Genomic DNA, 25,438 nt, shown 5'->3' on the forward strand with positions numbered 1-25,438 from the left:
GGCAGGAAGACCTCTTTCAAGTGGGTGTTAAAAAATCGACAGGACCAGCCCGATGCCGGTCCCGATGGCGAACGCAGTCAGAAAGGCGTCGGCTCCTTTGGAGATGCCGGATACCAGATGCCCGGCCATCAGGTCACGGACCGCATTGGTGATGAGCAGCCCTGGTACCAGCGGCATTACACAGCCAATAATAATCTTGTCCATCTCCCGTCCCACGCCGAGCTTCACGGAGAAGAAGGCCAGCAGGCCGATAATGAAGGAAGCAATGAATTCCGCGAAGAAGCGGATCTGTACCAGACGGTGTAGATAAGTGGCTGCTGCGAAGCCTGTACCGGAGATCAGCAGCGACGGCAGAGCATCCTGCAGGCTGCCCTTGAACATAACCGTGAAGCAGGCTCCCGTCAAGGCTGCCGCTGCGATCTGTACCCATACCGGGTAGGCATGGGCTGCGTCATCGACCACGCCAAGGCGTTCGCGGGCTTCAGCCGCTGTGAGCTGACGTTCGGTCAGCCGCCGGGAGATGTCATTCACCTCGGATACCTTTTGCAGGTCTGTTGTCCGTTCGGCGATCCGGAACAGCTTCACCGGCTCGGTCCGGCTGGTGGTGAACATAATGACTGTCGGCGTGACGTAGCTATGCGCTCCGGGGAAGCCGAGTGCCGCCGCCATCCGGCTCATGGTATCCTCCACACGGTAGGTCTCTGCACCGCTCTGCAGCATGATCTTGCCTGCCAGCAGGCACAGATCGATAATGTCATGTGTGGAAGTGTTGCTATTAGTGCTTGTACTATCCAACTTCGTTAATCCTCCCCGGGAATGTTATCTATTCGATTGTCGCCTGAAAGTCTGAAAATTTCAACCTTTATTCCATAGCATCCGGCAAATCCCGGGATTTTATCAGAAATAGTGCAGAAATCATGCTCCAGGCGGGATTATGTATACCGTCTATTCTTCCAATGTGCATAATCCTGTAGCCACCCCTCCTGCAATAATCGTCAGAATCGAATGGAAAAAGGTCTCCTTAGAGATCAGAATACCGCCTGCACCGATAATCAGGAAGTCCGTCAGGAAGATAATCAGGCCGACATTCAGCGGAAGATAGCGTTGGATGAATCTGGCGAGGAGGTCGGTTCCGCCTGTACTGGCTTTGAAGCGCAGCATCAGCCCTAGTCCCGTGCCCATTAGGAAGCCGCCGATAATGGCGCTTGAAATGGAGCCCAGCTCAATATAGTACAGGAAATAATACTGGAGCGGAAAAAGCAGCTCGATCAGCAGGGAGGAAGCCAGCAGACCCAGGATACTGTTGTAAAAGATTTCCCGTTGCCTGAACCAGGCCAGCAGGAAGATAGGCAGACTGCATAGCATAATGCACAGTCCGATTTTGGCGCCGGAGATATAATTAATAATGAGGGCAATGCCGATAATTCCTCCATCGAGGATTTTATAGGGGACCAGGAAGAAATTCGTTCCTGTTGCAATCAGCAGGCTGGCCAGCAGAATAATCACATAGCTTGGGAAGGATCGCATAGTCAACATCTCCGGAATTAAGGCATGTCTTAATCTTTATGCACCCATCTGGAAAAAAATAGCTAAAATCTCTGCGCTGCCCGAATCATTTGACAATAAAGCAGGTGAAGTCTGAAATGGGGTATTTCTATAAAATACTGGAGACCGATATGGAGCTGCTGGCTGCTGCGCTATCGGAGGTACCGGTGGCAGTGTTGCTGAAGAGCGGGACGGAGGAGCAGCTGGAGGCGGGCCCGATCAGAGCCTACACGCCGCAATCCGTGAGGATTCGCGGGTTATCCTACTGCCGTGAGCTGCATCAGTTCCGTGTCCATGCTCCGGGTTCCGCCTGTCCATGAACAAACAACCCGGCTGTACCGCCTTGGCGGACAACCGGGTTGTTATGCTTTTAAAATATAAAAAGTTATATGTTTCACACGATAACTTATTCTTCTATTTCTCGCTGAAACGGTACCGTCCTTTAAAAGGACGGCAAAGCCGTTTCCACTTGTAGGAGTAATAGATAATTAGCCGAGCGTGACTACAACCTGGTGAACAGCACCGTCGCCCACAGGAGCGATAATGTTGCCTTCCACGGCAGCGCCGTCGAGGGTCAGGCTGGCTACGCCTTTGGACACATGGTTCGGATTCTGGATCGAGATCACATAAGTATCACCACGGAATACGCGGGTAATCTCGAAGCCGTCCCACTCCGCAGGGATACAAGGGTCAACCTTGAGCCCGGCGAAGTCTGCCTGAATCCCCAGGATAGATTGCGTGATCGCAACATAGTTCCATGCGGCTGTACCTGTGAGCCAGGAGTTTTTTGCTTCCCCGTGACGTACGGCATCTTTACCGGCAATCATCTGGGAGTACACGTAAGGCTCCATCCGATGCACTTCGCTGATGTCCTCCAGGTAGGCCGGAGCGATTTTGCGGTAGATGTCAAAAGCTCTGTCGCCATGTCCAAGGACCGTCTCCGCAATCATGATCCACGGGTTGTTATGACAGAAGATCCCGGCATTCTCTTTGTAGCCCGGAGGGTACGTGGAGATTTCACCCAGGTTCAGATAATACTTGGAATACGGAGGCTGCTGCAAAACGATACCATAGTCCGTATCCAGACGTTCCTGCACGGAAGTCAGGGCGCGGGCTGCTTCCCCGTTCTCTACACCGATTCCGGCCATAACGCACATGCCTTGCGGCTCAATGAAGATCTGGCCTTCTTCGTTCTCCTTGCTGCCGATTTTGTCGCCATAGTGGTCATAAGCACGCAGGAACCAGTCGCCGTCGAAGCCGTGGGACAGGGTGATGGCACTCATGTTCTCGATCTTGGCAACAGCGTCAGCGGCTACATCATCCAGACCGCGCATCCGGCAGAGCTCGGCATAGTCCGGTCCTACGAAGACGAATAGACCTGCAATGAACACGGATTCGGCTACACCGCCTGCAATATTCTCTGTAGTCTGGAACGATTCGCCCGGCTCGGTGGAGAAGCAGTTCAGGTTCAGGCAGTCATTCCAGTCTGCGCGTCCGATCAGCGGCAGGCCGTGAGGCCCGAGGTTGTTCGTGACATGCTCGAAGCTTAGCTTCAGATGCTCAAACAGAGTAGCGGTGTGATCGGGATTGCTGTCAAAAGGAACCTGCTCATCAAGAATCGAATAATCGCCGGTCTCTTTAATATAGGCTGCTGTACCCGAGATCAGCCAGAGCGGATCATCGTTGAAGCCGGAGCCGACTTCATTGTTGCCCTTCTTGGTCAGCGGCTGGTACTGGTGATACGCGCTGCCGTCAGGGAACTGGGTAGCGGCGATATCGAGAATCCGTTCTCTGGCGCGCTCAGGAATCTGGTGGACGAAGCCGAGCAAGTCCTGATTGGAGTCGCGGAAGCCCATACCGCGGCCAATCCCGGATTCGAAGTACGAAGCGGAACGGGACATGTTGAAGGTTACCATACACTGGTACGGATTCCAGATGTTCACCATCCGGTTCAGCTTGTCGTCACCGCTCTTGATCTGGTATTTGGACAGCAGATTATCCCAGTGTGCAGCCAGAACCTCCAGAGCAGCATCCACTTGGGCATCTGTAGCGAACTGATCGATGACAGCCTGGGCCGGCTTTTTGTTGATTACGTTCAGGGCTTCCCATTTCTCATCCTCCGGGTTCTCGATGTAGCCGAGCACGAAGATGAAGCTCTGGGCTTCGCCCGGCTCCAGCGTGATGTCAAGGGCGTGGGAGCCGATTGGCGACCAGCCGCTGGCAACAGAGTTAGTAGCCTCACCGGCAGCAACTGCCTGCGGAGCATCCAGTCCATTGTACATGCCCACGAACGATTCGCGGTCGGTATCGAAGCCGGCAATTTCCTTATTTACAGAATAGAAGGCGTAGTGGTTTCTGCGCTCGCGGTATTCTGTTTTGTGATAAATAACGGAATCCTTCACTTCGACTTCGCCGGTGCTGAGGTTACGCTGGAAGTTGGTCATATCATCGTTGGCATTCCACAGACAGAACTCGGCAAAAGAGAAGAGCTTCACAGTCTTCTTTGCATCGCCTGTATTCTTAACGACCAGACGGTGGACTTCCGCATTGTGGCCCATCGGTACAAAAGCAAGCTGGTTCACGGAAATGCCGTTACGCTCACCTGTAATAGAAGTGTAGCCAAGACCATGGCGGCATTCGTAGAAATCGAGATCCCGCTTCACCGGCATCCAGCCCGGAGTCCAGAAGTCCCCGCCATCGTACAGGTAATAATAGCGGCCGCCGGTATCCAGCGGAATATTGTTATACCGGTAACGGGTAAGTCTTCTCATCCGTGCATCGCGGTAGAAGGTATAGCCCCCGGCAGTATTAGAGATGAGGCCGAAAAACTGCTCGTTGCCGAGGTAGTTAATCCATGGATAAGGTGTTTTGGGGGTGTTGATTACATACTCTTTGCGGGTGTCGTCAAAAGTTCCGAATTTCATGAGAGACAAGTCTCCTTTCGATTGTGAACGCGCGTTTACAAAGCGGAGAAAAAATTCCCTTGGAGCAAGGGATTTTTCTGTAACCGGATAAGTGCAATATGCTGTGAAACTTTACGACTTCTTCGGCGGCTGACAGGAATCGCGGGTAATCAGACGCGCCGGGAAACTGATAGTGCTAAAGGTCGGCGCTTGCGAATCACATAGCTCAATGACCTTCTCGACAGCGGCTTTGGACATTTCATAAATCGGCAGACGGACGGAGGTCAGCTTGGGATGAATCCGGGCAGCAAGCTGCACATCGTCGAACCCCGCAATGGAGATATCCTCCGGCACGGAAATGCCATGCTCCGAGAACGCTTCCATCGCCGAGATCGCCATATCATCGTTGGAGGAGAAGAAGGCGGTGGGCAGCGGGCCGCCGGAATGGAGCAGCTTCTTCACTTCCTGATATGCGGTCTCCTTGAGAAAATCACCCTGAAGGACGAAGTCCTGCTGCAGGGCAAGTCCATGGCGCTTCAGCGTATTCTCGTAAGCCATATAGCGCTCCCGCCCGGAATAAGTATTCATCCGTCCGCAGATCATGCCGATCTCCGTATGGCCGAGACCGATTAAGTACTCAATGGCTTCTACCGTGCCTTCATAATCCTTGGAATTCACAATGGCGAGATGATTGCGGTCCAGATGCTCTGACATAATCTCCGAAATGTCATAATCGATCAGCACAAGCGGGGAGCCGAGACCCACCATCTCCCGTACAATCTCGATATCCTTCTGGGTGCCGACAATGATGCCTCCGTCAATCCGTTTCTGGAGGAAGGCCTGCTTGACCTTCAGGAAGTCGTCGGGAGAATAGACGGTGTGAATCAGAACATAACAGCCGCGGGCATTCGACGTATCTACCACAGCATCGACGAACGGGGCAAAATAATTATTCTGATAAATCCGCGTCGTATTCTCCTTCTCGTTCATACTGATGGCAAACAGCCCGATCGTGTCGGTCTTCTTGCCGGCCAGAGCCCGGGCAAAGCTGTTCGGCTCATACTGGTGCTGTTCAATTACCTTCAGCACCTTGGCCCGGGTCTCTTCAGGGACATTGGAATAATTGTTGATCACACGGGATACGGTGCTTCGCGAAACCCCGGCTAGCTTGGCAATATCTTCGCTTCGCATATTGTACCCCCTCTATTGTAAACGCGCGTTTATGAGCTTATTGTAGAATAATCCGGCTCGGAGGTCAATCATTTGTGCGGATATATTTTAGACTTGATGTTACTTCATGACACAGGCTTATAAAGCAAAAACGATTGCCGGTCCATTACGGATCAGCAATCGTTTCAATTCGGTGCGAAGCTTATTCGATATCAATGCTCCATTGTCCGTCCGCTTCCACTGAAAAGACATAAATCCCGTCAGATTCGATTTTTTCGGCTGTGGAGCCGGAGTAGTTACCGATTTCATTCACCAGCAAGAGGCTATCATTCAACTTGACGGCAAAATTGGATTCTCCTGTATGCTTGGAGGTGAACCGGGTCAGCTTGCTTTGCAGTTTTGCAAATACAACATCGTTACCCTTACCGGATAACTTGATCGGTGCGCTCTTAATGTTGTCAGGGATGCTCTGCTTGATGTCCACCTTCCAAGAGCCATCCGACTCAACCTTCAGCATAAATTTTCCTTCTTCGGGTAGCACGACTAAAGACTTTCCTTTGTAAGGTCCAATTTCGTTCACAATCAATTTTTTGTAATCTCCTGTTTCATCGTACAAATAGATTACAAAATTAGAATCTCCGTTATCTGTTGCCTCCAATATAGCGATCCCGCTGTTAAGATGGAAGAACTCTGTGGCCTGGTCTTTTTTTCCTTTGAGATGGATGGATTCGTCTTTTGCTGGCGCTGGCGTAGCGGGTGCAGCCGTTTCATCGGGTGTAGGAGTGGGATCTGGATAGCGGGCGGCAACGGAAGCAGGCAGAACTCCACCAATTTTCGTGAAAAGTTTCTTTACATTTTGCACATCATTTTTCTCAATAGAGTCAGCAATCTCCAGATAAGTGAAGGTATTCTCTTTATCCTCTCTGGCCTTAATCCGGATGTTCTCGGCAATTTCTTTGGAAGACTCATCATTCCAAGCACTGGTGCCGAAGTTCTCCAGGTATTCCTGCGTCTTATCCTTCACAGAGAAGTTCTTCAGCTCCGGCGCTGGAGTAGGAGAAGCAGTCGGAGCAGCAGAAGGAGTCGTGGTTACAGCTTGCGTAACCTCAGCGGACCCGCCACATCCGCTTAATATCACCGGTGAAGCTAAAAGAGCAAAAGCTAAAGTCATTTTGGATAATTTTCCGTACATCAGTAATTTCCCCCAAATGTTTAATCATACTTAGCCAGTATATCAAAATTGGATTATTTCTACAGTGAAATTTAATAGAACTTTGCATTCCTGACACAAACATGCCAAACTAGATAGGATTAGGTTATCGACTTATATCATGATGAATTAGGGGGATATAAACTGTGTATATGACAGGTTTTGGGTCCTTGCTTGCCGGAGGATTCAGTATTTTTGCTCTTTTGCTCTGGTTATTTTGTCTGGGGATGGGGATTTATCTATTTGTGCTGGTGGTGAAGCTTGCCCGTAGGGGAATAATTGCACTGGACCTGTACAACCACTCCAAAAATCTGGAGATCCGTGAGCGTTATGAGGCGGCTCACCGGAGAGATGATTTCTGAATGATTGCATCTGATGGCAGGATTTATTATACTCCAAATATGGAATTTTCAAATTTGTCATATCTGGAGAGGAGTTTGAGCGAATGAAGAAGAAGATGACTGCTGCACTGACTGCATTTGCCGTACTTGGAGGAATGGGCACGGGCGTGTATGCCGGAGCCAACCTGCAGGAGATCAAGGCTTTTCTGAATCCAAGCATCAAATTCAAGATGAACGGCCAGCCTGTACAGCTTAAGAATGCCAGCGGTGCGGTGGTTGCCCCAATTTCCTATAAGGACACAACCTATCTGCCGGTTCGTTCCGTATCCGATCTGCTGGGAGTTACTGTTAAGTTCGATGCTGCAACTAACACTATTTCCTTGGGAGAGCAGACGGCAGGTGTACCGATTGCTACGGGCTTTGACAATATGTATCATACCAAAGACCCGGGCAAGACCGTGTACAAAGATAAGGATTACAAGGATGTATTCTTCGATGACGCCAGCAGTGACCGCGGCAGCTCCTTCATGCTGCAACCGGACAAAAAGTATCAAAAGCTCTATCTACAGATAGCCGCGATCGGCGGGGAGATCAAAGACCTCTCGATTCAAGACGCCGACACTAACACTGTACTGAAAAAGCAGACCATTGACCCGGCCAGCGGGCTTACTACCATCGAGGTGGATATTGCCGGAGTCAGCAGCTTGTATATCACTGGCGACGTGAAGAAGGGAACCTCGGTCTTCGTCCCGCTAACGACATCGTATTATAAATAATTTCTGAACTTATATATTATTCGATTCTCCCGGGAGCCTTGGTTTCCGGGCTTCTTTTTGTCTACATTTGTTGTTTGGAAGAAGAAGAAAATGGGTATTATCCGGTAAGCCGGTGAATCTGACTGGCGATGTTAAAGTTCAATGAATTCATGAGGAGTGAGAAGATGTCCACAAAAAAACTAATAATGGGCTTATCCTTGACGTTGTCCCTTCTGGTCCTGAGTGCGTGCAGCAATTCAGCGAACGCGCCATCCGCCGATCCGTCCCAGGAATCCACACCGGCAGCCGAAGCGGCGCAGACCCCTGCGGCCTCAACAGAGCCGGAGCAGACCCCAGCAGCAACGGATGAACCGGAGCAGACGCCTGAGCCAACAGCCGGAAGCAACGAGACGGCTTCCGGATCTGCGGATCTGCCGAAATTCCTGCCGGAGGATTTCCCGATGCCTAACAATGTAACAGAGACCATCCTTTCGAATGCGGAGGAGAATGAGGGCAAGAAGTCGGCATTGCTGGTTTTTAGAACAACAGACAGTATGGAATCGGTAACAAAGCTCTATGATGATTATCTGGCTTCGAAGCTGGGTGATCAGTCTGTGAAGACTATTGATCCCAAGAACCTGATCATTCAAGGGAAGACCAAGGATGGTAAGCAGAGCTGGTCAATCATTGGCGGTCCGCTTGCGTCCAAGGAGGGAACCGTTGAGCTTAACGTAATTTGGTCTGAAATATAAGACGTACAGCCAAGCTGCTTTACACAGAGGAACATCCGTTGAGCTCGATTTAGAGCAGCCAACGGATGTTTTTTTGTGATCGGACAAAAAGTGTCGAATTTTGTAATTAAAGAGTATACGCCAGGTGTGACGGGGATATATAATTAATTCTGTGAACGAAAATTAGTCAGGCGGTGTTATGGTTTGTCTTGGGAACCTGTAGGGTTTATGTTTTTCTCAACAATAGAGACGCTTGCGCTCTATTATCTGATTATGTCTCTCTATAGATTCAAATGGAGATGGTACATCTGGCAGGCTTTATTTGTCATCTTGCTTAACAATCTGCAAAGCTATCTGTTACGTAATGAACTGGGCATGTCGAATGTTGCACCACTTGTTTTAATTCTGATTTTCATCTTCTTTTTTGCTGCGGTGGTGAGGATGCCGCTGATTCTATCTATCATTGCAACGATATCAGGATTTGCTATTTTTGCAGGGATTCAGACGCTGATTCTTTGGATTGTCTTTGGCTCCGTTTCGGATATCGACAGTAAGGCCAACGGGTATTTCCTGCAGGTTGCGACGGCTGCTATTGTCTTTGGTGTATTCGGCTATCTATACCGCAAAGGCAAGGGCTTCACCTTCGATCTGGATAAACTCCGCTTCAAAATAGAGGATATCCTGCTGTCCATACTAATTTGTGCATTTGTAATCGTAGTATCTCTCCTGCTCTATTACAATGATATTTTATTGAATGCGCTGATTTTTCTGATCATGTCTGTATTCCTTCTATACTATTCCAACCGGAAGGAGCTGGAAGATGCTTGAGCATATGTCCGGCAAGCTTGCACTGCGCATCAAACGTATAGTTCCCGAGCATCCGGCAAATGTTTCAATCCTGAAGTTTGCTATTGCGGTCATCCTTAATGCGTTATTTATTATTGGGCTGACACTGGTGGTGTCCCTTCTGACGGGCAGGACAAATGAGATAATTCTGATTCTGATCTCCTTTGCCCTATTGCGTCAGGTATCCGGCGGGGTGCATCTGAAATCGGGAATGGCCTGTGTCTTGTTTACAGCGACTTTATTCACGTTCTTGTCCTTCATTGAAGTAGGCGATACAATGATTCTGCTTATGAATGGAATCAGTCTATTAATTGTACTCTGGCTGGCCCCTATCGGAATTGAACACCAGACCCGGATTCCCAGACAGCACTGGCCTAAGCTTAAAGTCATAGCAGTAATGCTTGTGGTAGCCAATGTGGTGGCAGGTTCACCGGTGATTGCGGCCTGCTTTTTGGCTCAATCGGTCAGTCTGCTCATAGCTAGAAGGGGGGTGAGAACTGAGCATGAAGGGGTTACAGGCTCTACGACGCGCAGTAGTGTATAAACTTGCATCCGGTTTGTCTGCCTTCGCTGCCCTTATCGTGTTGGTTACAGCAAGTGTATTTTACATTAACCAACCCGAGGTTCCTGAAGAGTTACTTAAATAACATTGGAGTTGATCCCTTTGAGCACGATATCTGTTACTAGAGACACAGAGGGAAACACTGGTGTATTCTCACTCGATATTGAAAAAATAACTTTTATGGAATTTGAACGGACTATCTATCGGATCATTGTCCATACGTACGATCAGACCTTTTATACAGTAGGTACGCTGAAATATTGGCTTAATACCCTGGCCAGTTCAGGATATAATTTCGTTCTAGCAGATAGAAACACGTTAATTCAGGTTTCTAATATTATCCAGTTGGATAAGACTTTTCATATTGCTTATTTTGGGGAAGACCATAGAGGAGTCGAGCAAAAGTGTTTTCTGTCAGAGAAGGGCTATAAAGAAATTCTCAAATACGTAAAGACATCCGCATCGGATATTCAATTAGTGGAGCTGCCCCAGTGGTAGCTTATTTTTTTAGGGAGGTTGGCGATTTTTCCAGACTGAGAAGCGAAGAGTAGATCGGAAGTGGTATATATAATAAGGCTGACCCTGCGCTATTCATTCTCAAGCGCCTAGGGACAGCCTTTGTTTAGATTATCCTAATCTGCAGCTAATTTAGAATACATACACAGATCAATGAAGGTTCCGTTGGAGCGCTCACTCTGTCTCAGTGTTCCTTCCAGCGAGAAGTTTAATTTCTGCAGCACCTTAATCGAATTGATATTAGCAGGCTGAGCCTTTGCTTCTATTCTATTGAAGCCCAGTGTATCAAAGGCATAATCTATTAGCGCGCGAAGGGCTTCAGACACATATCCTTTTCCCCAGAACTCGCGGCTAAGGTCATAACCGATCTCTGTCTTCGCATGATCATAGTCCAGCATATTATAACCGCATGAGCCGATAATCCGGCCGGATTCTGCTTCTATGATAGAATAGCGGATCGCTTGGTTCTCGCCCGCTAACTTACCAAGCAGCTCAATCATCTCTACGGCCTGACACTCATCCGTGAAATTGCTGATATTCATGAACCGGGTGACTTCAGGATCGGACCAGATCGCGAAGAGACTGGCTGAATCGGCGGTACTCATTTGTCTTAATACTAATCGCTCGGTACGTAATTCAGTAATCATCAAAGTGTTACCTCCATGAAGTTATATGGTATTGGTGAGGCACAACTATTGATATCTGCGCATAGTTCAGTCCTTTCCGAGTGTAAGCTGCCTCTATTATATAGAAAGCAAGAGAGAAAGTTAACAGCCATCCAGGATCGATTCAACAAATCTTCACAAAGAAGGGTACTTTGCTTGGTGGCGTCTCCTAATCTATCAACATATCCTATGTATTGTGAGGACGAAGGTAGCATAGCGATTTCGATCCTCTCAAATATATTTTAGGAGGTATAGTTTATGCCGCATAAACTATCATCTACCCATCTGATCAACCAGGGGGATACTTCAATTTACAATCCAGGTACCTCTACTCCGGCTTTTACAGATGCGAATTTTTTTAAGAATTGTGGAAAAACAGGAGCGACAGGGACTATTCAAAAATTTGGTTGCCCTATTTGTGATCTTGCCATGTTTATTTTATATAAAGGCGGGCTCTCTAATGCAACGAAATCCAATGTGTATTACGCCGTTTGGGAAGCAACTAAAAAGGGAACGGACAACGCTGCTGATTTCACAGCAAAGGGATTCACTGCAAAAATCGGAAGTCAGAGTATCACTGTAAGCATTACTCCGATTGCGGACGTATCCGTGGAAGCCGAAAAAGGGAACATCTGCATGATGAGACTTGAGGAAGGTTCCAACTCTCATTATGTCATTGTGGACGGGCATGACTCCTCCGCTTCCGGTTTTGATAAATACCTGGTATGTGATCCGGATGGCGGTGTTCAGAAGACCTTGACAAAGACCATGCAAAAAAGAGGGTTCACGGTAAGTGCATCTGTAATTACTGAGAGATATAAGCTTAGTTAAGGAAGTCATGGGAGCAGCTTGATCGCTGTAGATTCATACTGTCATTAATAGAGGCTGTGTGGGCATGTGCTCATGCAGTCTTTTTTTTGTTTCTTACTCCGCCTAACATGGTAAAGTTTAGGTAAAAAGCATCTGGGAGGGCATGATGAGAAAAACGATAATGGTAATGTTGTTCTTGTTCATATTGACAGCTTGTGCGGATTCCAAAGACGGGTTAACCACCAAAGATTTAGCCGTCCAAAAGGTGAACGATTCTAAAGCCATTGTTGGGTATGGAATGAGCCGTGCGGAAGGGGAAGAGGTACTTGGTGAAGGGGATGATAAGAGTATTGCGAATTCCGTCATGTACAGCTCTGGTGTAAGGGTTATGTACCGTGAGGATAAAGTGGCAGGTATTACTCTGTCAGAGGAATCGAAAGATACGTATGAAACCACTGGCGGTTTTAAAATTGGCATGTCCAAAGATGACTTCAAAAAAATATACGGCGATCAATATCTGATGGATATGGAGCGCAATCTGGATTATGCTTACGATTCCATCAACAAGCGTTACTTGCATGATAAAGAATGGGCAGCAAAGGCTGAAGATGATTCGAAAATATATGTAATTTCAGGTCTGTTCAACGGTAAAGGTGTAGCAGACGGCATTGCATTAGTGGATAAGCGAATGGCGATAACTTACAGGTAAATGGGAGGGCTGAAGATAAAAAATGGGCTTGCATGTTTCATAGATATTTAAGGGGACAGAATAGCAATATATGGGGCACAAAAGGCTGGCTTCGTTTACAATGAGTGGTTCTGCCATGATATAATCAATGTATATGATTGGAGTGATAATCGTGGAATTACTCGACGCACGGAATGACTTTATCTTCAAGAAAATCTTCGGCAGTGAGAATAACAAGGATGTTCTGCTGGCCTTCCTCAATAGTACCTTCATGGAAGCCGGCGAACCCCCGCTTACAGAAATTATATTAATGAATCCGTACACAGATAAGGATGCTCCAGCTGAGAAACAGTCAATCCTTGATATCAAGGCCAAGACGGCAGAGGGCAAACGGATTAACATCGAAATGCAGCTGTTCAATCCATACAATATGGAGAAGCGGACACTTTTCTACTGGAGCGAGATGTATTACCACCAAATTCAAAAAGGTGACGATTACAGCCAATTGAAGAAGTGTGTGACGATCAATATTCTGAACTATTCCTGCCTGCCGAATGACCGTCATCATAATGTGTTTCACCTTCGGGAAGACCACACTGGGATTCAGTTGAATAACGATCTGGAAATTCATGTAATGGAATTAACAAAGCTCGAGGAGCAGGCCGTCCCATTAACTGGTGGTCTGATCAACTGGTTATTATTCCTGAAGGGTGTTGAACAACCAAACTGGGAGGTGCTGACCATGAATGAACCGATGTTGAAAAAAGCAATGGATACGCTGGAGTTCCTGAGTCAGGATGCCGCTACAAGGATGGAGTATGAAGCGCGGATGAAGTATTTGCGGGATGAGGCGTCGCGGATGAATGGTGCTAGGGCTGAGGGGCGAGCTGAAGGACGAGCAGAGGGTGAACGAAAAAAGGCAGAGGCAATGGTGCGTGAACTTCTTGCACTTGGAGTAGAAACCTCCATTATTGTTAGAGCCTCAGGCCTCCCTGAGGAAGAAGTTTTAATCTTGAAATCATAAACGGGTAGACACTGACCATGAAGTAACCGATGCTGCAAAAGCAAATATAAAAATAGCTTGCCATTCCCTCACGTCCTGTGTTATTATAAATTTCGTTGCAGGACGGTAGCTCAGCGGGAGAGCACTATCTTGACAGGGTAGGGGTCATGGGTTCGAACCCCATCCGTCCTATATGCAGAAGGCCTTGATATTCAAGGCCTTCTTTCTTTTTAGAAACACGAAAAACAAACAGAGAAGCTATTGACGTTTGGCAGCAGATGACTTTATGTGTCTAATGCAATGTTATAGTTTCTTTTTTTATGGATATTTAAAGAGTGACAAAAACCCACGACACCCCATCCGTAGTATATTACAATAATAGCGCTTGTCTGGAAGTTCCTTAACCAACAACATAAAAGGTGAAATTCTATCATGATCGTAACGTTACATGAAGCGGAGCGCCCTGGGGTGAGTCTAAAATATGTGGTGATTTTTATGAAGCAAGGCGAAGATTGGGTGCTTGTGCGGCAGCGTGAGCGGTCCACCTGGGAATTTGCCGGGGGGCATATTGAGGCGGGGGAGAGCCCCGGGGAAGCTGCGGTAAGAGAGCTCTATGAAGAGACAGGCGCCGAAGATTATGAGCTGCATCCGCTATGCATCTATTCGGTCAGCAGTGATGAGCTGGGAGAGAGCTACGGAATGTTGTATTATGCAGATGTCAAAAGGTTCGGAGCTATGCCCCCGTTCGAAATGGCGGAGCTTCGAAGCTTCAGCGAGCTGCCGCAGGCGGTGACCTACCCGGGGATCTACCCCACGCTATATGCGAGAGTATGTGAATATGTGAAGCATCTGTGAATCAATCTTAATCGTATTTCTGGTAGAATAGACACACGATTGGCTGAAAGGAGGCCCAGCTCATGAGTAATGAGATTACGAGGTTTAAGCGTCTTGGCGACTACCTGAGATCACGGCGGGACCGTCTGCAGCCAGCAGCTGCAGGCATCAAGGAAACGAACAGTCAGCGCAGAACGCCAGGTCTGCGGCGGGAGGAGGTTGCGGTTCTGGCCGGCCTCAGCAGCACTTATTATACATGGCTGGAGCAGGGCAGGGAGGTTACCGCTTCCAGAGAGGTCATGGAGAGTCTCAGTCAGGCGCTGCGGTTGTCGGCAGATGAGCGCAAGCACCTGTTTGAGCTTTGGAATCCTGGCTTGCCGGATACACTTGCTTCTATAGATACGGTCAATCCGGAGCTGAACCCGCAGTGGCGGGATATTATCCGCCAATTGACTTATCCGTCTTTTATAACGAATGAGCGGTCTGAGGTGCTGGCCTGGAATGATAAAGCGAGTGAAGTGCTAAGTGATTTCGGAGGTCTGTCTGCTTCAGAGCGCATTATGATGCGTCTTCTGTTCCTGGATCTGGAGCTGCGCCGCCGGATGCTGAACTGGGAGGAGTTCGCCCTACATTCAGTAGGTGTGTACAGAACCTATTATGACTTGAACCTGCATGATCCCTGGCACAAGGAGATGGTCGATCAGCTCTTGGAGGACAGTGCAGATTTCGCCGGGATGTGGAAGCAGCACAATATTCAGGGCAAAAGGGTCAACCGTGTGGTCATAGAGAGCCTTGGTACAAGTCAGCCTGTCGTATACGATATCAATTCGATGGCAAATCTGGCGGATCACCCGGGCCTGCATATTTGTATCTATACCCCTGTTATGACGTAGCAGACGATTCTGTGAGGGACATACCCCATACGTTTTCCGCTGCTCCCTGGTAATGATCTTACTAGTATGAACGTACTGTGGCTGCTCCATGGCAGGACGGTTAGAATAAGACATGTTCGAAAGATCTATTACAGGGACAGAGGGAGGCAACCATATGCATACAAGAATACTCGGTAACGAAGGGCTGAGCGTATCAGCTCTGGGACTCGGAACGATGATGATGCCTGATAATGAAGAGTCTGTAAGAACCATTCATGGTGCGCTTGATCTGGGCGTAACTCTGCTGGACACAGCGGATATCTATGGAGCCTTCGAGCAGCAGCGCTTCGGCGGCAATGAACGGCTTCTCGGACGGGCGCTTAAGGGCCGGAGAGATCAGGCGGTGATTGCGACCAAATTCGGCATTACGCATACTCAGGGAACCAAGGGAGATCCGGCCTATATCAAAAAATCCGTAGATGCCAGCCTCTATCAACTCGGCACAGATTATATCGATCTGTACTATCAGCACCGTCCTGATCCGAACACCCCAATTGAGGAAACCGCCGGTACCCTGGCTGACCTCGTCAAGGAAGGGAAGATCCGCTTTATCGGCTTATCCGAGGCCTCGCCTGAATTGATCCGCCGGGCACACGCGGTGCATCCGTTGACCGCCCTGCAGACAGAGTATTCACTCTGGAGCAGGGAGGTGGAGGATGAGATTCTGCCGCTGGTCAAGGAGCTGGGCATCGGCTTCGTTCCTTATAGCCCGCTGGGCCGCGGTTTTCTGACTGGACAGATCAAGAGCTTCGATGATCTGCCGGAGGATGATTACCGCCGCCATTACCCGCGGTTCCAGGGAGAGAACTTCACCCGGAACCTGGAGGTCGTCTCGTTGATCGGGCAGATGGCAGCCGAGAAGGGCTGCGCCCCGGCACAGCTTGCTCTGGCCTGGCTTCTAGCACAAGGAGAGCGGATTGTACCGATCCCCGGCACGAAGCGGCTGGAGCGGTTACAAGAGAACCTCGGAGCGCTTCAGGTTACATTGACGGCAGAGGATCTCGCACGGATTGAGCGGATATCCCCGCAAGGAATTGCAGCCGGAGCACGTTACCCCGGCCAGAACTAAGCTATCACACAGAGCGGACAGCTGCTGTGCATCCATTCCTATTTTTTTCCCGGAGCGTTTTTGCCTGCGCCGCTTGCTTTAGTGAGCGGTATGCGGGAAGAACGCTTTTTTAATCCATCCCCATCCGCTCCAGCTCCTCTTCGATCCGCTGCACCTCTATCCGCTCAAACAGTAATTTAAGCTCCAATATAGGCTGCCCTGCAAGGATGGATACCGGGTGCCATACAGGCTGTTCTATGGATAGGAAGCCTCTAATCTTCTCGCAGGAGAAAGGAATGAACGGGTTCAGCAGGTTTGCCAGGTTGGCAATAATCTGAACACAGGTGTACAGCGTGTTGCCCCCGGCAGCAGGATCATGCTTGATTTGGAGCCAAGGCTGCTGTTCATCGAAATATTTGTTGGCCTGGCGGATATGCAAGAAGATGAATTCCAGAGCTTCCTTGAAATGTCCGGCCTCAATCAGACTTCCTGCTTCCTTATACAGCTGCTCCAGCCTGCCAACCCATACTTCGTCCAAATCTCCGTCTGGAACTCTGCCATTCCAGGACTTATTCAGGAACACGAGGCTGCGGTTGACGAAATTGCCGAACGCGCCCAGCAGCTCGCTGTTATGGCTATAGACGAACTCTCTCCAGGAGAAGTTGGCATCCCGCTTCTCGGGACCGTTCGCCGTCAGGAAATAACGGACCGAGTCCGGGTCATACCTGCTGAGAATATCCGGCACCCAGACCGCCCAATTGCGGCTGGTGGAGAATTTCTGCCCTTCCAGGGTCAGATATTCAGAAGAGAAGATCCGGTCCGGCAGATGCAGTTCCTCAGCTCCGAGCAGGAGAGCCGGCCAGATCAGGCTGTGAAAAGGAATATTGTCCTTCCCATGCACATAGTAAGCGGTTATTGGCGGCTGCCCATCGTTATTTTGTGCGGATGCTATAGACCAGAAATCCTCCCACCGGTTGCCTGTCTCCGCCGCCCACTGCTTGCTGGCGGACAGATAGCCGCTGACCGCTTCGATCCAGACATAGATTTTCTTGTCTGCGAAGCCGGGAGTGGGCACATCCACGCCCCAGTCCAGATCGCGTGTTGCTGCACGGTCCTGCAGACCTTCCTGCAGATATCTGCGGGTTAGCCGGACGGCATTATCTCTCCAGCCCTGCGCGGAATCAGCATATTCTGTGAGTGCTTGCTGGAAGCTGGACAGCGACAGATAGTAATGCTGAGTAGAGCGCAGCACAGGCGCAGTGCCGCAGAGGGCACATGTGCGTTCCAGCAGATCCACCGGATCGAGAATTGTTGAACAGTAATCGCATTGATCTCCCCGGGCATGCTGTCCGCAGACCGGGCAGAGGCCATGGACATAACGGTCCGGCAAGAAGCGCTGGTCCTGCTCACAATAGCACTGGAGACTGGATTTCTGGTACAGATACCCGTGATCCAGCAGCTTAAGAAACAGCTCCTGTACCGTGCTGTGGTGATGTGCCTGATCGGTCCGGGTATACAAGTCATAAGTGAAGCCTAAGGTGCGGAAGCAATCGGCGAACTCCTCATGATACCGGCTGGCGAATTCGCCCGGCGTTACACCCTCCTGCGCCGCCTGTACAGCAACGGGGGTGCCGTGACAGTCACTGCCGGATACATAGAGTACAGCGTCACCTTTGGCACGGTGGTAGCGGGCCAGAATATCTCCCGGAAGAATGCTGGCGAGTCTGCCCAGATGCAGGGAGCCGTTGGCATAAGGCCAAGCCCCTCCGATAAAAATGTTAGTCATATCTCTCTCTCCTCCTCAAATTCATTGGACGCAAAAAAGGCACTCATCCCCCAAAGGGACGAGAGCCTGTGCTCACGTGTTACCACCCAAATTCATCAATGCCTCGCGGCATTCACCTCTTCAGGTACGACCGCATAAAAATGCGGGTATACCCTAGCATGGTAACGGATGCGGGTTCCGGCGCAGCCTACGACCCGTTAATGCCAGGTTTCGGTGCGCAGCTCTGAGACCATATTCCCAAGGGTTTTCTTTGCTCCTTTTCACCGGCCGGAGCTCTCTGTGGAAGAATTGCCGAGGTACTCTTTCTCTTCGCAGCTATTGTGGTATCCTAATTACTGGATATCATATATGCAGCCCGGGAGATTTGTCAACATCATAAGTCTATTTGCAATCCACCGCACTCCTGTGCGACAGTAGAGAGTAAGAGAGATCAAAAGGAGATTGAGACTATTGCAGGAAAACAAACAGGAGAAAAAAAGCTCAGGCGCATGGGGATGGCTGGGCAGTGGGGCGGTATTGCTGCTGCTTAAGGGAAAAGCCATCATCTCTCTGCTCAAGCTGGGTAAAATCGCAGGTCCGCTAATCTCCATGATGGTATCGATCTGGGCCTATGCACTAATTTCGCCATGGCAATTCGCTGTGGGCTTCGTTGCGTTATTATTCGTTCATGAGATCGGCCATGTGATCGCTGCCAAGCGGATCGGACTGCCGGTAAGCGCTCCGTTGTTCATTCCTTTTATGGGCGCACTGATTACGATGAAGAAGCAGCCGCTGGATGCCAGGGAGGAAGCTTATGTCGCTTTTGGCGGTCCTATATTGGGGAGTATCGGTGCACTGATTGTGTTCGGAGCAGCCTATTATTATCATAGCCCCTTGTTATATTCACTGGCCTACATCGGCTTCTTCCTGAATTTGATTAATCTGCTGCCGATCCATCCGCTGGACGGGGGGAGAATTGCCACGGCAGTTACCCGCTGGTTATGGCTGGTAGGGCTCATTGGAGGCTTAGCTGTAATTATCTATTTGAAATCTATCCTGTTCGGCATCATCTGGGTAATGTTCGCCTATGATATGTATAAGAAGTACATCAGCCGGCGTACGAAGAATCAGATGCATACGGTGCTTAAAAGCTTCCTGATCCCCATAGAGGATCTGCAGGAGCAAGGGTACCTGATCCCCGGCCCCGAGCATAAACGGGAGCTGCCGTTCACCACCTACAGTGATTTGAACCGCCAGCAGTTCGTCGGGGTACGCTGGGATAACCTGGATTACTATGGAACGACGACCCTGCCGGTACAGTCGCTGATCGGAAAAGTCAAAGTCGTGCAGCTCGACCAGCTGTATGTGGACGCCAGCCTTCACTTGAAGATGACCTGTGAGATCAGCTTCACTGTTTATGACAATGATAAGTACTATGATGTGCCGGCTGCTTCCCGCTGGAGATATGGGGCGGCGTATTTTGTCCTTGCTGGAGTTCTCGGGGGTATGATGTATCTTGTCCATGTGGTTGGCAATGTAAATCTGTAGAGCTTCGTTTATGAACCTCCCGTTTCGTCAAAGCTGTAAAGAGCCGAGAAGGATAAGGGGGTAACAACAATGCGTATGGCAAGAGTATGTCTATTATGGATTGGAGCGTGTCTCCTTCTGGGAATCGCCGGATGTGCGTCAGGCAAGGAGATTCCTGAATATACGGATGTGCACAACATGACCGGACTAGACGGAAGTCTGAATTCACGGGATAGCCTGACCTCGCCGGTTCTGCGGGATGTGTATGACCGCCCGATTCCCGAGGAGGTCTATGACACTCCCTGAGTACAGTCTCCCTGCCCGCTGGCCTTGCCCCGAAACGCTCAGGCTCTATACAGAATATTAATAATTCTGTATAATGCTCCATATTGATTGGACCTACAGAGAGGAGCCAGGGGATGGCAGTGGAAATCGTACATGTTACTACAGAGGAGCAGCTTCAAATGGCGCTGGAGATCCGCAAGAAGGTATTTGTGGAAGAACAGAAGGTGCCGGTAGAAGAGGAAATCGACGAATATGATGCTATCAGTGAGCATGTGCATCATTTTCTGCTCATGGAGGGCGGGCAGCCGGCAGCAACCGGCCGGATGATCTATTATAAAGCGGACACCGCCAAGATGCAGCGGATTGCCGTTCACGGGGCCTTCCGTGCCAAGGGATGCGGACGTATCCTGCTGCTGGCTATGGAAGAACGCGCACGTGAGCTGGGGCTGCAGGCATCCATTCTGGATGCCCAGTGTCAAGCAGAACCCTTTTACCGCAAGCTTGGCTATGAAGTGATTTCCAAGGAACCCTTCTATGATGCCGGAATTCTGCATGTCAGAATGAGTAAGGCCCTATAAACTTCCTGGTACATACTCTTTCGCTGCGATGGACAAGCTAGAATCGGCCAGAGCAGCTGGCTAATTCTAGTGCGAAGGAGACGATCCTAAGTGATGAATCAAGAACGGGAACGCTTTATTGCCGCCAAACGTAACGGTGACGGGGACCTGACCGGGTTCCAGACCTCCTCCGGACGTGTGCTGGATTATCAGCAGGCACTTCAGGAGGTGCAGTCCGGCAGCATAGCTGGCGTTAATGTTTTTAAAGGTAAAGATGGCGAAATGTATATCCGCGGCGATGCAGACGGAGATCCTACGAATAATCTGGATCAGCTTCCGCAATTTTAGCCGGGCATAGATAACAGGAGGAACGGCCGGACAGGCGTCTTACAGGCGCTGAAGTCCGGCCGTTTCTATGTCCAGAGGAGACAGCAGCTTCTCCAATAATGCTGCGTTAACGTCTGCTGCACATGCCGAAACCGGTTGCTGAAGGGCTTGATTTTCTTTTCTTCTGCAAAAAGAAATAATTCCCTGAATTCTGCGCAACTTGTCGTTGGCTTAGCAGTATACATTAACAGCATGAATTATTTGGAGGGGCTTTACAATGAGATGGAGAAAAATTGCTCTTTGCACGGTTGTGTTTTTCATGATGGGAAGCTCCTATTTGTTCGCGGACGCTGTGAACCAGAGGATCAAAGTATGGAGCAATGGAAAGGAAATAGCCGATGGCGGCTATTTGATTGACGGCAAGACCTATATTCCCGCCAGAGAGGCCGGGGGGATCGTCAGCTGGGACGGCTCGGGCAGAGTGACGATCCTTAAGCCGAACGTTCATATCGTACTGTTCAAAGGCGATACGGTATTCGGCAATGTCAACACAGGCAAGCTGAAGATGAAGATTCTGACACAGGTGGACAGCCTGAAGGACAGCATTGCTGCCGTGAAGGTGGCGATTACCGATCCTGCCGGGAATGTGAAGGATATTCTGGAGGATGCTGCCGGCTCCAAGAATGAGGATTTTTGGTTCTCCACACCGGAATTCACCTATGATTTCAAGGAACCGGGCAAATATAGTGTTGGCTTCTTCATGAAGGCGTCCAAGAACGGAGAGTACATTCTTGTGTCCGAGAAGGTAGTTACGGCTTCATCCAAGAATTAAGTCCCTCCTGCAAATTGACCTGTCCTTATCTTACGTGTTACGATACCAAATGTAGGATAATTCAATTAAAGTGAGGTATTACAATGAGCGATCACAAACATGAGCATGGCCATGAACATGGTGAAGCATGCGGTTGCGGACATGATCACGACCATGAGCACGAGGAGTTTGTGCTGACCTTGACGAACGAGCAGGGCGAAGATGTAGAAATGGTACTGGTGGAAACGTTCGACGTAGGCGAGAAGTTGTACGCCCTGCTGCTTGAGCGCGAGAACCCGGAAGCAGACGGAATCATCCTTCGTATGGAAGAAGAAGACGAGGAAATGGTTCTGTACAACATTGAAGATGAAGCTGAATGGAAAGCTGTTGAAGAAGCTTATAACGAGCTGCTTGCCCAGCAAGAATAGATTTCAGGCATTCATGCAAAACCCCGATACTCTATACGTATCGGGGTTTTGCATGTCGCACTGCTATGGGAAAAGCCTTAGGAGATCGGCTCTGCTTCGACAATAACTTTTATATTGGTAATGCTGCGGTCCTCAGGTCCTTTGACAGGCAATCCGATTTCTACATGGTCGATGATATAGTCGATATTATCCTGGGTAATAACTTCTCCAGGGAGAAGAATAGGAATACCCGGCGGATAGACGTAGATGAACTCTGCAATGATGTAACCGGCAGACTCCCGGAAGGGAATCAGCTGTGTATCCGCGTAGAAGGCATCTCTCGGGATTAGGGCCAGCTGCGGGATATTCGGCACTTGTACCTTAAGCTCATAGATCTCACCCTTGCTGTAATGGATCGCTGAGAGCACCTGCAGCGCCGCAAGCAGCTTATCTACAGATTCTTTAGTATCTCCAGGGGTAATCAGGCAAAGAATATTATACATGTCGCTGAGTTCAACTTCGATGTTATACTTCTGCCGGAGCCAGTTCTCGGTCTCGTAACCGGTAATGCCCAGGTGGCGTACATGAATGTTCAGCTTCGTCGGATCATGATCGAAGGTGGCTTCTGTTCCGAGAATTTCTTTGCCGAAGCTGTACAGCCCCTCAATCTCATTAATTGAATTACGGGCATAGGTCGACAGGGCAATCGTTCTCGCCGCCATCTCATGTCCGTTCAGGGCAAGGTTGCGTCTACTGGTATCCAGAGAGGCAAGCAGAATATATGAGGTTGAAGTGGTGGTCAGCATGCTGAGAATGGTCTGTACCCGTTGTGGGTTGACAAGACCCGTCTTGGCATTGAGGTTCAGTACCGAGCTCTGTGTCATGGAGCCGCCCAGCTTATGCACGCTGGTTGCTGCCAGGTCTGCACCGGCCTGCATGGCCGATACCGGTAAGTCCTCATGAAAATGAATCAGTACTCCATGTGCCTCGTCCACAAGTACGGGAACCCCGTAACTATGGGCCAGGTCGACAATCGAACGGAGGTCGGCGCATACGCCGAAATACGTCGGATTGATAACGAGGACACCCTTGGCATCCGGATGGCGCCTTAAAGCCCGTTCCAGCGAGCTGGTGGTTATGCCGTGGTCTATCCCAAGATTCTCATCCTGTACAGGAGAGACGAAAATAGGCTTGGCTCCGGAGAAAATAATGGCCGACATCACCGATTTGTGAATATTGCGCGGCACAATAATTTTGTCTCCTTCTGAGCAGACAGAGAGGATCATAGTCATGATGGCATTGCTCGTGCCTTGTACACTGAAATACGTGTAATCGGCGCCGAAAGCCTCTGCAGCCAGCTTCTGAGCTTCAAGGATAACCCCGGTGGGCTGATGAAGATCATCAAGCGGTGCAATATTGATCAAATCTATGGATAGAGCGTTATCGCCGATAAACTCACGGAATTCGGCATCGGTCCCTAGCCCCTTCTTATGTCCCGGAATATGGAATTGAACTGGATTTCCGGCGGCATGCTTTTTGAGAGCAGTGAAGAGGGGAGTAGCTTGTTGATTCATTTAATGCTGTCACAACCTTTCGCGAAGAGTGGTTTTTTTGATTTCGCTGAAGCAAAAGGTGTCCCCGGAGGGACGGAATACCCATTTCTACTTGAGCAAGCATCAGTATAACAAATCAATCAACATAATACTAGGATGTGATGAAATGTCTGGCAAAGCAGCGGAACGTATGCATATCAGTTTAGCCTCACCGTTCATATTAGAAATGTGGATCATTATTTTCCTGGTCGAATTCGTCAAAGGCTCGCTGCTGGTAGCTCTGCTGCCAGTCTACATGGAGAATATTCTGGGTCTCTCCGTAACAGTGGTCGGATTCGCCTTCGCGCTGCAGTATCTCGGGGATAACCTGTTCCGCAGCCCGTTCGGCTGGGTGATGGAGCGGATCGGCTACCGCTGGACGATGACAGGAGCGCTGCTGCTGCTGGTCGTGGCTGTCGGGCTGATTATCTATGCCAAAGATGCCGTAAGCTTGTCCATCGCCTGTCTGATTCTGGGGATTGGTACCTCGCCGCTGTGGCCTTGCACGATGACAGGCATCACCGAGCTGGCGGGCTCAACCAAGAGCGGCAGCAGCGGCGCAGCTATGGGGGCGGTGGAGATGGCCTCCCTGGCCGGAACCGGAGTCGGGCCGATTATCGTCAACTTCATGATGGATCATGGCGGACAGGGCTACCGGACAGTCTTCCTGGTGCTGATGGGCTTCGCTGCCGCCGTTGTAGCCGTGGCGCTGTTCCTGCCTTCGAAGATCGGCGGGCATGCGCCGCGTGTGGTGCGTGAGATATCGGCAGAGGGACCGCCGGTACCGCGTAAGCCGGTAAGGCCCTTGGAGAGTCTGAAGCGGACCTGGCAGCAGGTCACCTCCTCACTGAAGGTAAGCCGTCTGCTGTTCCCGGCGCTGTTCCTGCAGGCTTTTGCGATTGGGCTTATGACCCCGGTGGTCACCTTGTTTGCACGCTCGGAGCTGCATGTCACCCCGAACCAGTTCAGCCTGCTGCTGATTGCCGGGGGAGGAATTACCGTACTGACACTTATACCCGCCGGGAAGCTGGTCGATAAGGTCGGTACTTCCATCTTCCTTAATATCGGTTTCCTGCTGGCAGCCTGCTCCATGGCCTTCTTCTCACAGGTCCGCTGGCTGCCGCTGGCCTTCGTGGCGGTGGCGCTGGTCGGGATCAGCTATGCGCTGATTCTTCCGGCGTGGAACGCTTTCCTGGCGAAGCAGGTGCCGGAAGGCGAACGCGGGACCGTCTGGGGGCTCTTCCTGACGCTGCAGGGCTCAGGGATGGTTGCCGGTCCGGTGGTGTCAGGCAAGCTGTGGGATACGGTCAGCCACGGCGCTCCTTTTCTGGCCAGCGCGGGAGTAATGGTTATATTATTCGGCCTGCATCTGCTGATCGTCCACCGGACGAAGCTGAAGCACGGCAGGGCGCACTGAGTCCAGCTGGCACAGGGAAGTGAACCCGGTGCAGAAATGCAATAAGCCGCAGACCGCCTGAAAAGGGGAGGAATGCGGCTTTATTGCTGTTTTTGCGTATAAAAGGGCTGGTCCATACCTCCTAAAGTGGGTACCAGCGTTTGGAAAAGGCCAAAAACGGGTAAAAATAGTCAATAAACCAAGTTACCGCT

General features: G+C 50.0%; 29 protein-coding genes and 1 tRNA gene. 22 read left to right on the top strand and 8 right to left on the bottom strand.

What is annotated here, in order from left to right; translation table 11 throughout:
- Window positions 1–27: 27 nt before the first annotated feature.
- Both MKX63_RS25400 and MKX63_RS25405 read right to left on the bottom strand, forming a co-directional pair.
- The gene (locus MKX63_RS25400; protein ID WP_340754133.1) at window positions 28–795 is read right to left on the bottom strand and encodes a threonine/serine exporter family protein; all 768 of its coding nucleotides are present in this window, start codon (window positions 793–795) and stop codon (window positions 28–30) included.
- Between the two features lie 150 nt (window positions 796–945).
- Window positions 946–1,527 (bottom strand): YitT family protein, encoded by a 582-nt coding sequence (locus MKX63_RS25405; RefSeq protein ID WP_341021055.1) that lies wholly within the window; start codon window positions 1,525–1,527, stop codon window positions 946–948.
- Between the two features lie 89 nt (window positions 1,528–1,616).
- Between MKX63_RS25405 and MKX63_RS25410 the strand changes: the two genes are divergently transcribed.
- On the top strand, window positions 1,617–1,865 hold the full coding sequence (locus MKX63_RS25410; RefSeq protein WP_341021057.1) for a hypothetical protein: 249 nt from the start codon (window positions 1,617–1,619) through the stop codon (window positions 1,863–1,865).
- Window positions 1,866–2,033: 168 nt separating this feature from the next.
- On the opposite strand, the gene MKX63_RS25415 is transcribed toward MKX63_RS25410, so the two are convergent.
- The 3 genes from MKX63_RS25415 to MKX63_RS25425 form a co-directional block, all read right to left on the bottom strand.
- Window positions 2,034–4,469, bottom strand: a complete 2,436-nt coding sequence (locus MKX63_RS25415) for a GH36-type glycosyl hydrolase domain-containing protein (RefSeq protein WP_341021058.1) — start codon at window positions 4,467–4,469, stop codon at window positions 2,034–2,036.
- A gap of 111 nt (window positions 4,470–4,580) precedes the next feature.
- The gene (locus MKX63_RS25420; RefSeq protein WP_341021060.1) at window positions 4,581–5,639 is read right to left on the bottom strand and encodes a LacI family DNA-binding transcriptional regulator; all 1,059 of its coding nucleotides are present in this window, start codon (window positions 5,637–5,639) and stop codon (window positions 4,581–4,583) included.
- A gap of 181 nt (window positions 5,640–5,820) precedes the next feature.
- Window positions 5,821–6,642 (bottom strand): hypothetical protein, encoded by an 822-nt coding sequence (locus tag MKX63_RS25425; protein WP_341021063.1) that lies wholly within the window; start codon window positions 6,640–6,642, stop codon window positions 5,821–5,823.
- Window positions 6,643–6,980: 338 nt separating this feature from the next.
- Here MKX63_RS25425 and MKX63_RS25430 point away from each other — a divergent pair, with 338 nt between their 5' ends.
- The 7 genes from MKX63_RS25430 (at window position 6,981) to MKX63_RS25460 (ending at window position 10,561) form a co-directional block, all read left to right on the top strand.
- Window positions 6,981–7,190, top strand: a complete 210-nt coding sequence (locus MKX63_RS25430; RefSeq protein ID WP_341023274.1) for a hypothetical protein — start codon at window positions 6,981–6,983, stop codon at window positions 7,188–7,190.
- Window positions 7,191–7,273: 83 nt separating this feature from the next.
- Window positions 7,274–7,945, top strand: coding sequence for a stalk domain-containing protein (locus tag MKX63_RS25435; protein ID WP_341021065.1), 672 nt, complete (start codon window positions 7,274–7,276; stop codon window positions 7,943–7,945).
- Window positions 7,946–8,109: 164 nt separating this feature from the next.
- Window positions 8,110–8,676, top strand: coding sequence for a hypothetical protein (locus tag MKX63_RS25440; protein ID WP_341021067.1), 567 nt, complete (start codon window positions 8,110–8,112; stop codon window positions 8,674–8,676).
- Window positions 8,677–8,883: 207 nt separating this feature from the next.
- A complete protein-coding gene (locus tag MKX63_RS25445) occupies window positions 8,884–9,483 on the top strand; it encodes a hypothetical protein (RefSeq protein WP_341021070.1) in 600 nt (199 codons plus the stop codon).
- The gene (locus tag MKX63_RS25450; protein ID WP_341021072.1) at window positions 9,476–10,045 is read left to right on the top strand and encodes an accessory gene regulator ArgB-like protein; all 570 of its coding nucleotides are present in this window, start codon (window positions 9,476–9,478) and stop codon (window positions 10,043–10,045) included. The genes MKX63_RS25445 and MKX63_RS25450 overlap by 8 nt, the downstream gene beginning before the upstream one ends.
- The gene (locus MKX63_RS25455) at window positions 10,005–10,148 is read left to right on the top strand and encodes a cyclic lactone autoinducer peptide (protein WP_341021074.1); all 144 of its coding nucleotides are present in this window, start codon (window positions 10,005–10,007) and stop codon (window positions 10,146–10,148) included. Before MKX63_RS25450 ends, MKX63_RS25455 begins: the two co-directional genes overlap by 41 nt.
- A gap of 17 nt (window positions 10,149–10,165) precedes the next feature.
- The gene (locus MKX63_RS25460; RefSeq protein ID WP_209877684.1) at window positions 10,166–10,561 is read left to right on the top strand and encodes a LytTR family transcriptional regulator DNA-binding domain-containing protein; all 396 of its coding nucleotides are present in this window, start codon (window positions 10,166–10,168) and stop codon (window positions 10,559–10,561) included.
- A gap of 134 nt (window positions 10,562–10,695) precedes the next feature.
- Here the strand turns inward: MKX63_RS25460 and MKX63_RS25465 are convergent, their stop codons facing one another.
- Window positions 10,696–11,226, bottom strand: a complete 531-nt coding sequence (locus MKX63_RS25465; protein WP_341021077.1) for a GNAT family N-acetyltransferase — start codon at window positions 11,224–11,226, stop codon at window positions 10,696–10,698.
- 276 nt (window positions 11,227–11,502) lie between these two features.
- Between MKX63_RS25465 and MKX63_RS25470 the strand changes: the two genes are divergently transcribed.
- The 7 genes from MKX63_RS25470 (at window position 11,503) to MKX63_RS25500 (ending at window position 16,580) form a co-directional block, all read left to right on the top strand.
- Window positions 11,503–12,075: a hypothetical protein gene (locus MKX63_RS25470; RefSeq protein ID WP_341021079.1), complete on the top strand. Its 573-nt coding sequence runs from the start codon at window positions 11,503–11,505 to the stop codon at window positions 12,073–12,075.
- Between the two features lie 145 nt (window positions 12,076–12,220).
- Window positions 12,221–12,763 (top strand): hypothetical protein, encoded by a 543-nt coding sequence (locus tag MKX63_RS25475; protein ID WP_341021081.1) that lies wholly within the window; start codon window positions 12,221–12,223, stop codon window positions 12,761–12,763.
- A gap of 148 nt (window positions 12,764–12,911) precedes the next feature.
- Entirely contained in the window at window positions 12,912–13,766 is an 855-nt protein-coding gene (locus MKX63_RS25480; protein ID WP_341023276.1) for an Rpn family recombination-promoting nuclease/putative transposase, read from the top strand.
- 99 nt (window positions 13,767–13,865) lie between these two features.
- Window positions 13,866–13,937, top strand: a tRNA-Val gene (locus tag MKX63_RS25485).
- A 240-nt stretch (window positions 13,938–14,177) separates the two neighbouring features.
- Entirely contained in the window at window positions 14,178–14,600 is a 423-nt protein-coding gene (locus MKX63_RS25490; protein WP_341021083.1) for an NUDIX hydrolase, read from the top strand.
- 62 nt (window positions 14,601–14,662) lie between these two features.
- Window positions 14,663–15,472 carry a helix-turn-helix transcriptional regulator gene (locus MKX63_RS25495; RefSeq protein WP_341021085.1) on the top strand — a complete coding sequence of 270 codons (810 nt, stop codon included), beginning with the start codon at window positions 14,663–14,665 and terminating at the stop codon, window positions 15,470–15,472.
- A gap of 154 nt (window positions 15,473–15,626) precedes the next feature.
- Window positions 15,627–16,580 carry an aldo/keto reductase gene (locus MKX63_RS25500; protein WP_341021087.1) on the top strand — a complete coding sequence of 318 codons (954 nt, stop codon included), beginning with the start codon at window positions 15,627–15,629 and terminating at the stop codon, window positions 16,578–16,580.
- Between the two features lie 109 nt (window positions 16,581–16,689).
- Here MKX63_RS25500 and metG read toward each other — a convergent pair whose 3' ends face one another.
- Window positions 16,690–18,345 (bottom strand): methionine--tRNA ligase, encoded by a 1,656-nt coding sequence (gene metG / locus MKX63_RS25505; RefSeq protein WP_341021088.1) that lies wholly within the window; start codon window positions 18,343–18,345, stop codon window positions 16,690–16,692.
- Between the two features lie 450 nt (window positions 18,346–18,795).
- Here metG and MKX63_RS25510 point away from each other — a divergent pair, with 450 nt between their 5' ends.
- From MKX63_RS25510 to MKX63_RS25535, 6 genes are all read left to right on the top strand, one after another.
- On the top strand, window positions 18,796–19,872 hold the full coding sequence (locus MKX63_RS25510) for a site-2 protease family protein (RefSeq protein ID WP_341021090.1): 1,077 nt from the start codon (window positions 18,796–18,798) through the stop codon (window positions 19,870–19,872).
- Window positions 19,873–19,941: 69 nt separating this feature from the next.
- Complete coding sequence (locus tag MKX63_RS25515) at window positions 19,942–20,157, top strand: hypothetical protein (protein WP_341021092.1); 216 nt, start codon at window positions 19,942–19,944, stop codon at window positions 20,155–20,157.
- A gap of 113 nt (window positions 20,158–20,270) precedes the next feature.
- The gene (locus MKX63_RS25520; RefSeq protein WP_341021094.1) at window positions 20,271–20,714 is read left to right on the top strand and encodes a GNAT family N-acetyltransferase; all 444 of its coding nucleotides are present in this window, start codon (window positions 20,271–20,273) and stop codon (window positions 20,712–20,714) included.
- A 90-nt stretch (window positions 20,715–20,804) separates the two neighbouring features.
- A complete protein-coding gene (locus MKX63_RS25525; protein WP_036695032.1) occupies window positions 20,805–21,041 on the top strand; it encodes a DUF3892 domain-containing protein in 237 nt (78 codons plus the stop codon).
- Between the two features lie 256 nt (window positions 21,042–21,297).
- A complete protein-coding gene (locus MKX63_RS25530) occupies window positions 21,298–21,852 on the top strand; it encodes a copper amine oxidase (RefSeq protein ID WP_341021096.1) in 555 nt (184 codons plus the stop codon).
- Window positions 21,853–21,935: 83 nt separating this feature from the next.
- The gene (locus MKX63_RS25535; RefSeq protein ID WP_019911532.1) at window positions 21,936–22,259 is read left to right on the top strand and encodes a DUF1292 domain-containing protein; all 324 of its coding nucleotides are present in this window, start codon (window positions 21,936–21,938) and stop codon (window positions 22,257–22,259) included.
- Between the two features lie 77 nt (window positions 22,260–22,336).
- Here MKX63_RS25535 and MKX63_RS25540 read toward each other — a convergent pair whose 3' ends face one another.
- Window positions 22,337–23,812 (bottom strand): aminotransferase class I/II-fold pyridoxal phosphate-dependent enzyme, encoded by a 1,476-nt coding sequence (locus MKX63_RS25540; protein ID WP_341021098.1) that lies wholly within the window; start codon window positions 23,810–23,812, stop codon window positions 22,337–22,339.
- 145 nt (window positions 23,813–23,957) lie between these two features.
- On the opposite strand from MKX63_RS25540, the gene MKX63_RS25545 reads away from it, so the two are divergent.
- A complete protein-coding gene (locus MKX63_RS25545) occupies window positions 23,958–25,247 on the top strand; it encodes an MFS transporter (protein ID WP_341021100.1) in 1,290 nt (429 codons plus the stop codon).
- Window positions 25,248–25,438: the final 191 nt, after the last annotated feature.

It is taken from the genome of Paenibacillus sp. FSL R7-0179, from assembly GCF_038002265.1.
In the GTDB taxonomy this organism is placed as follows: Bacteria; Bacillota; Bacilli; order Paenibacillales; family Paenibacillaceae; genus Paenibacillus_AQ.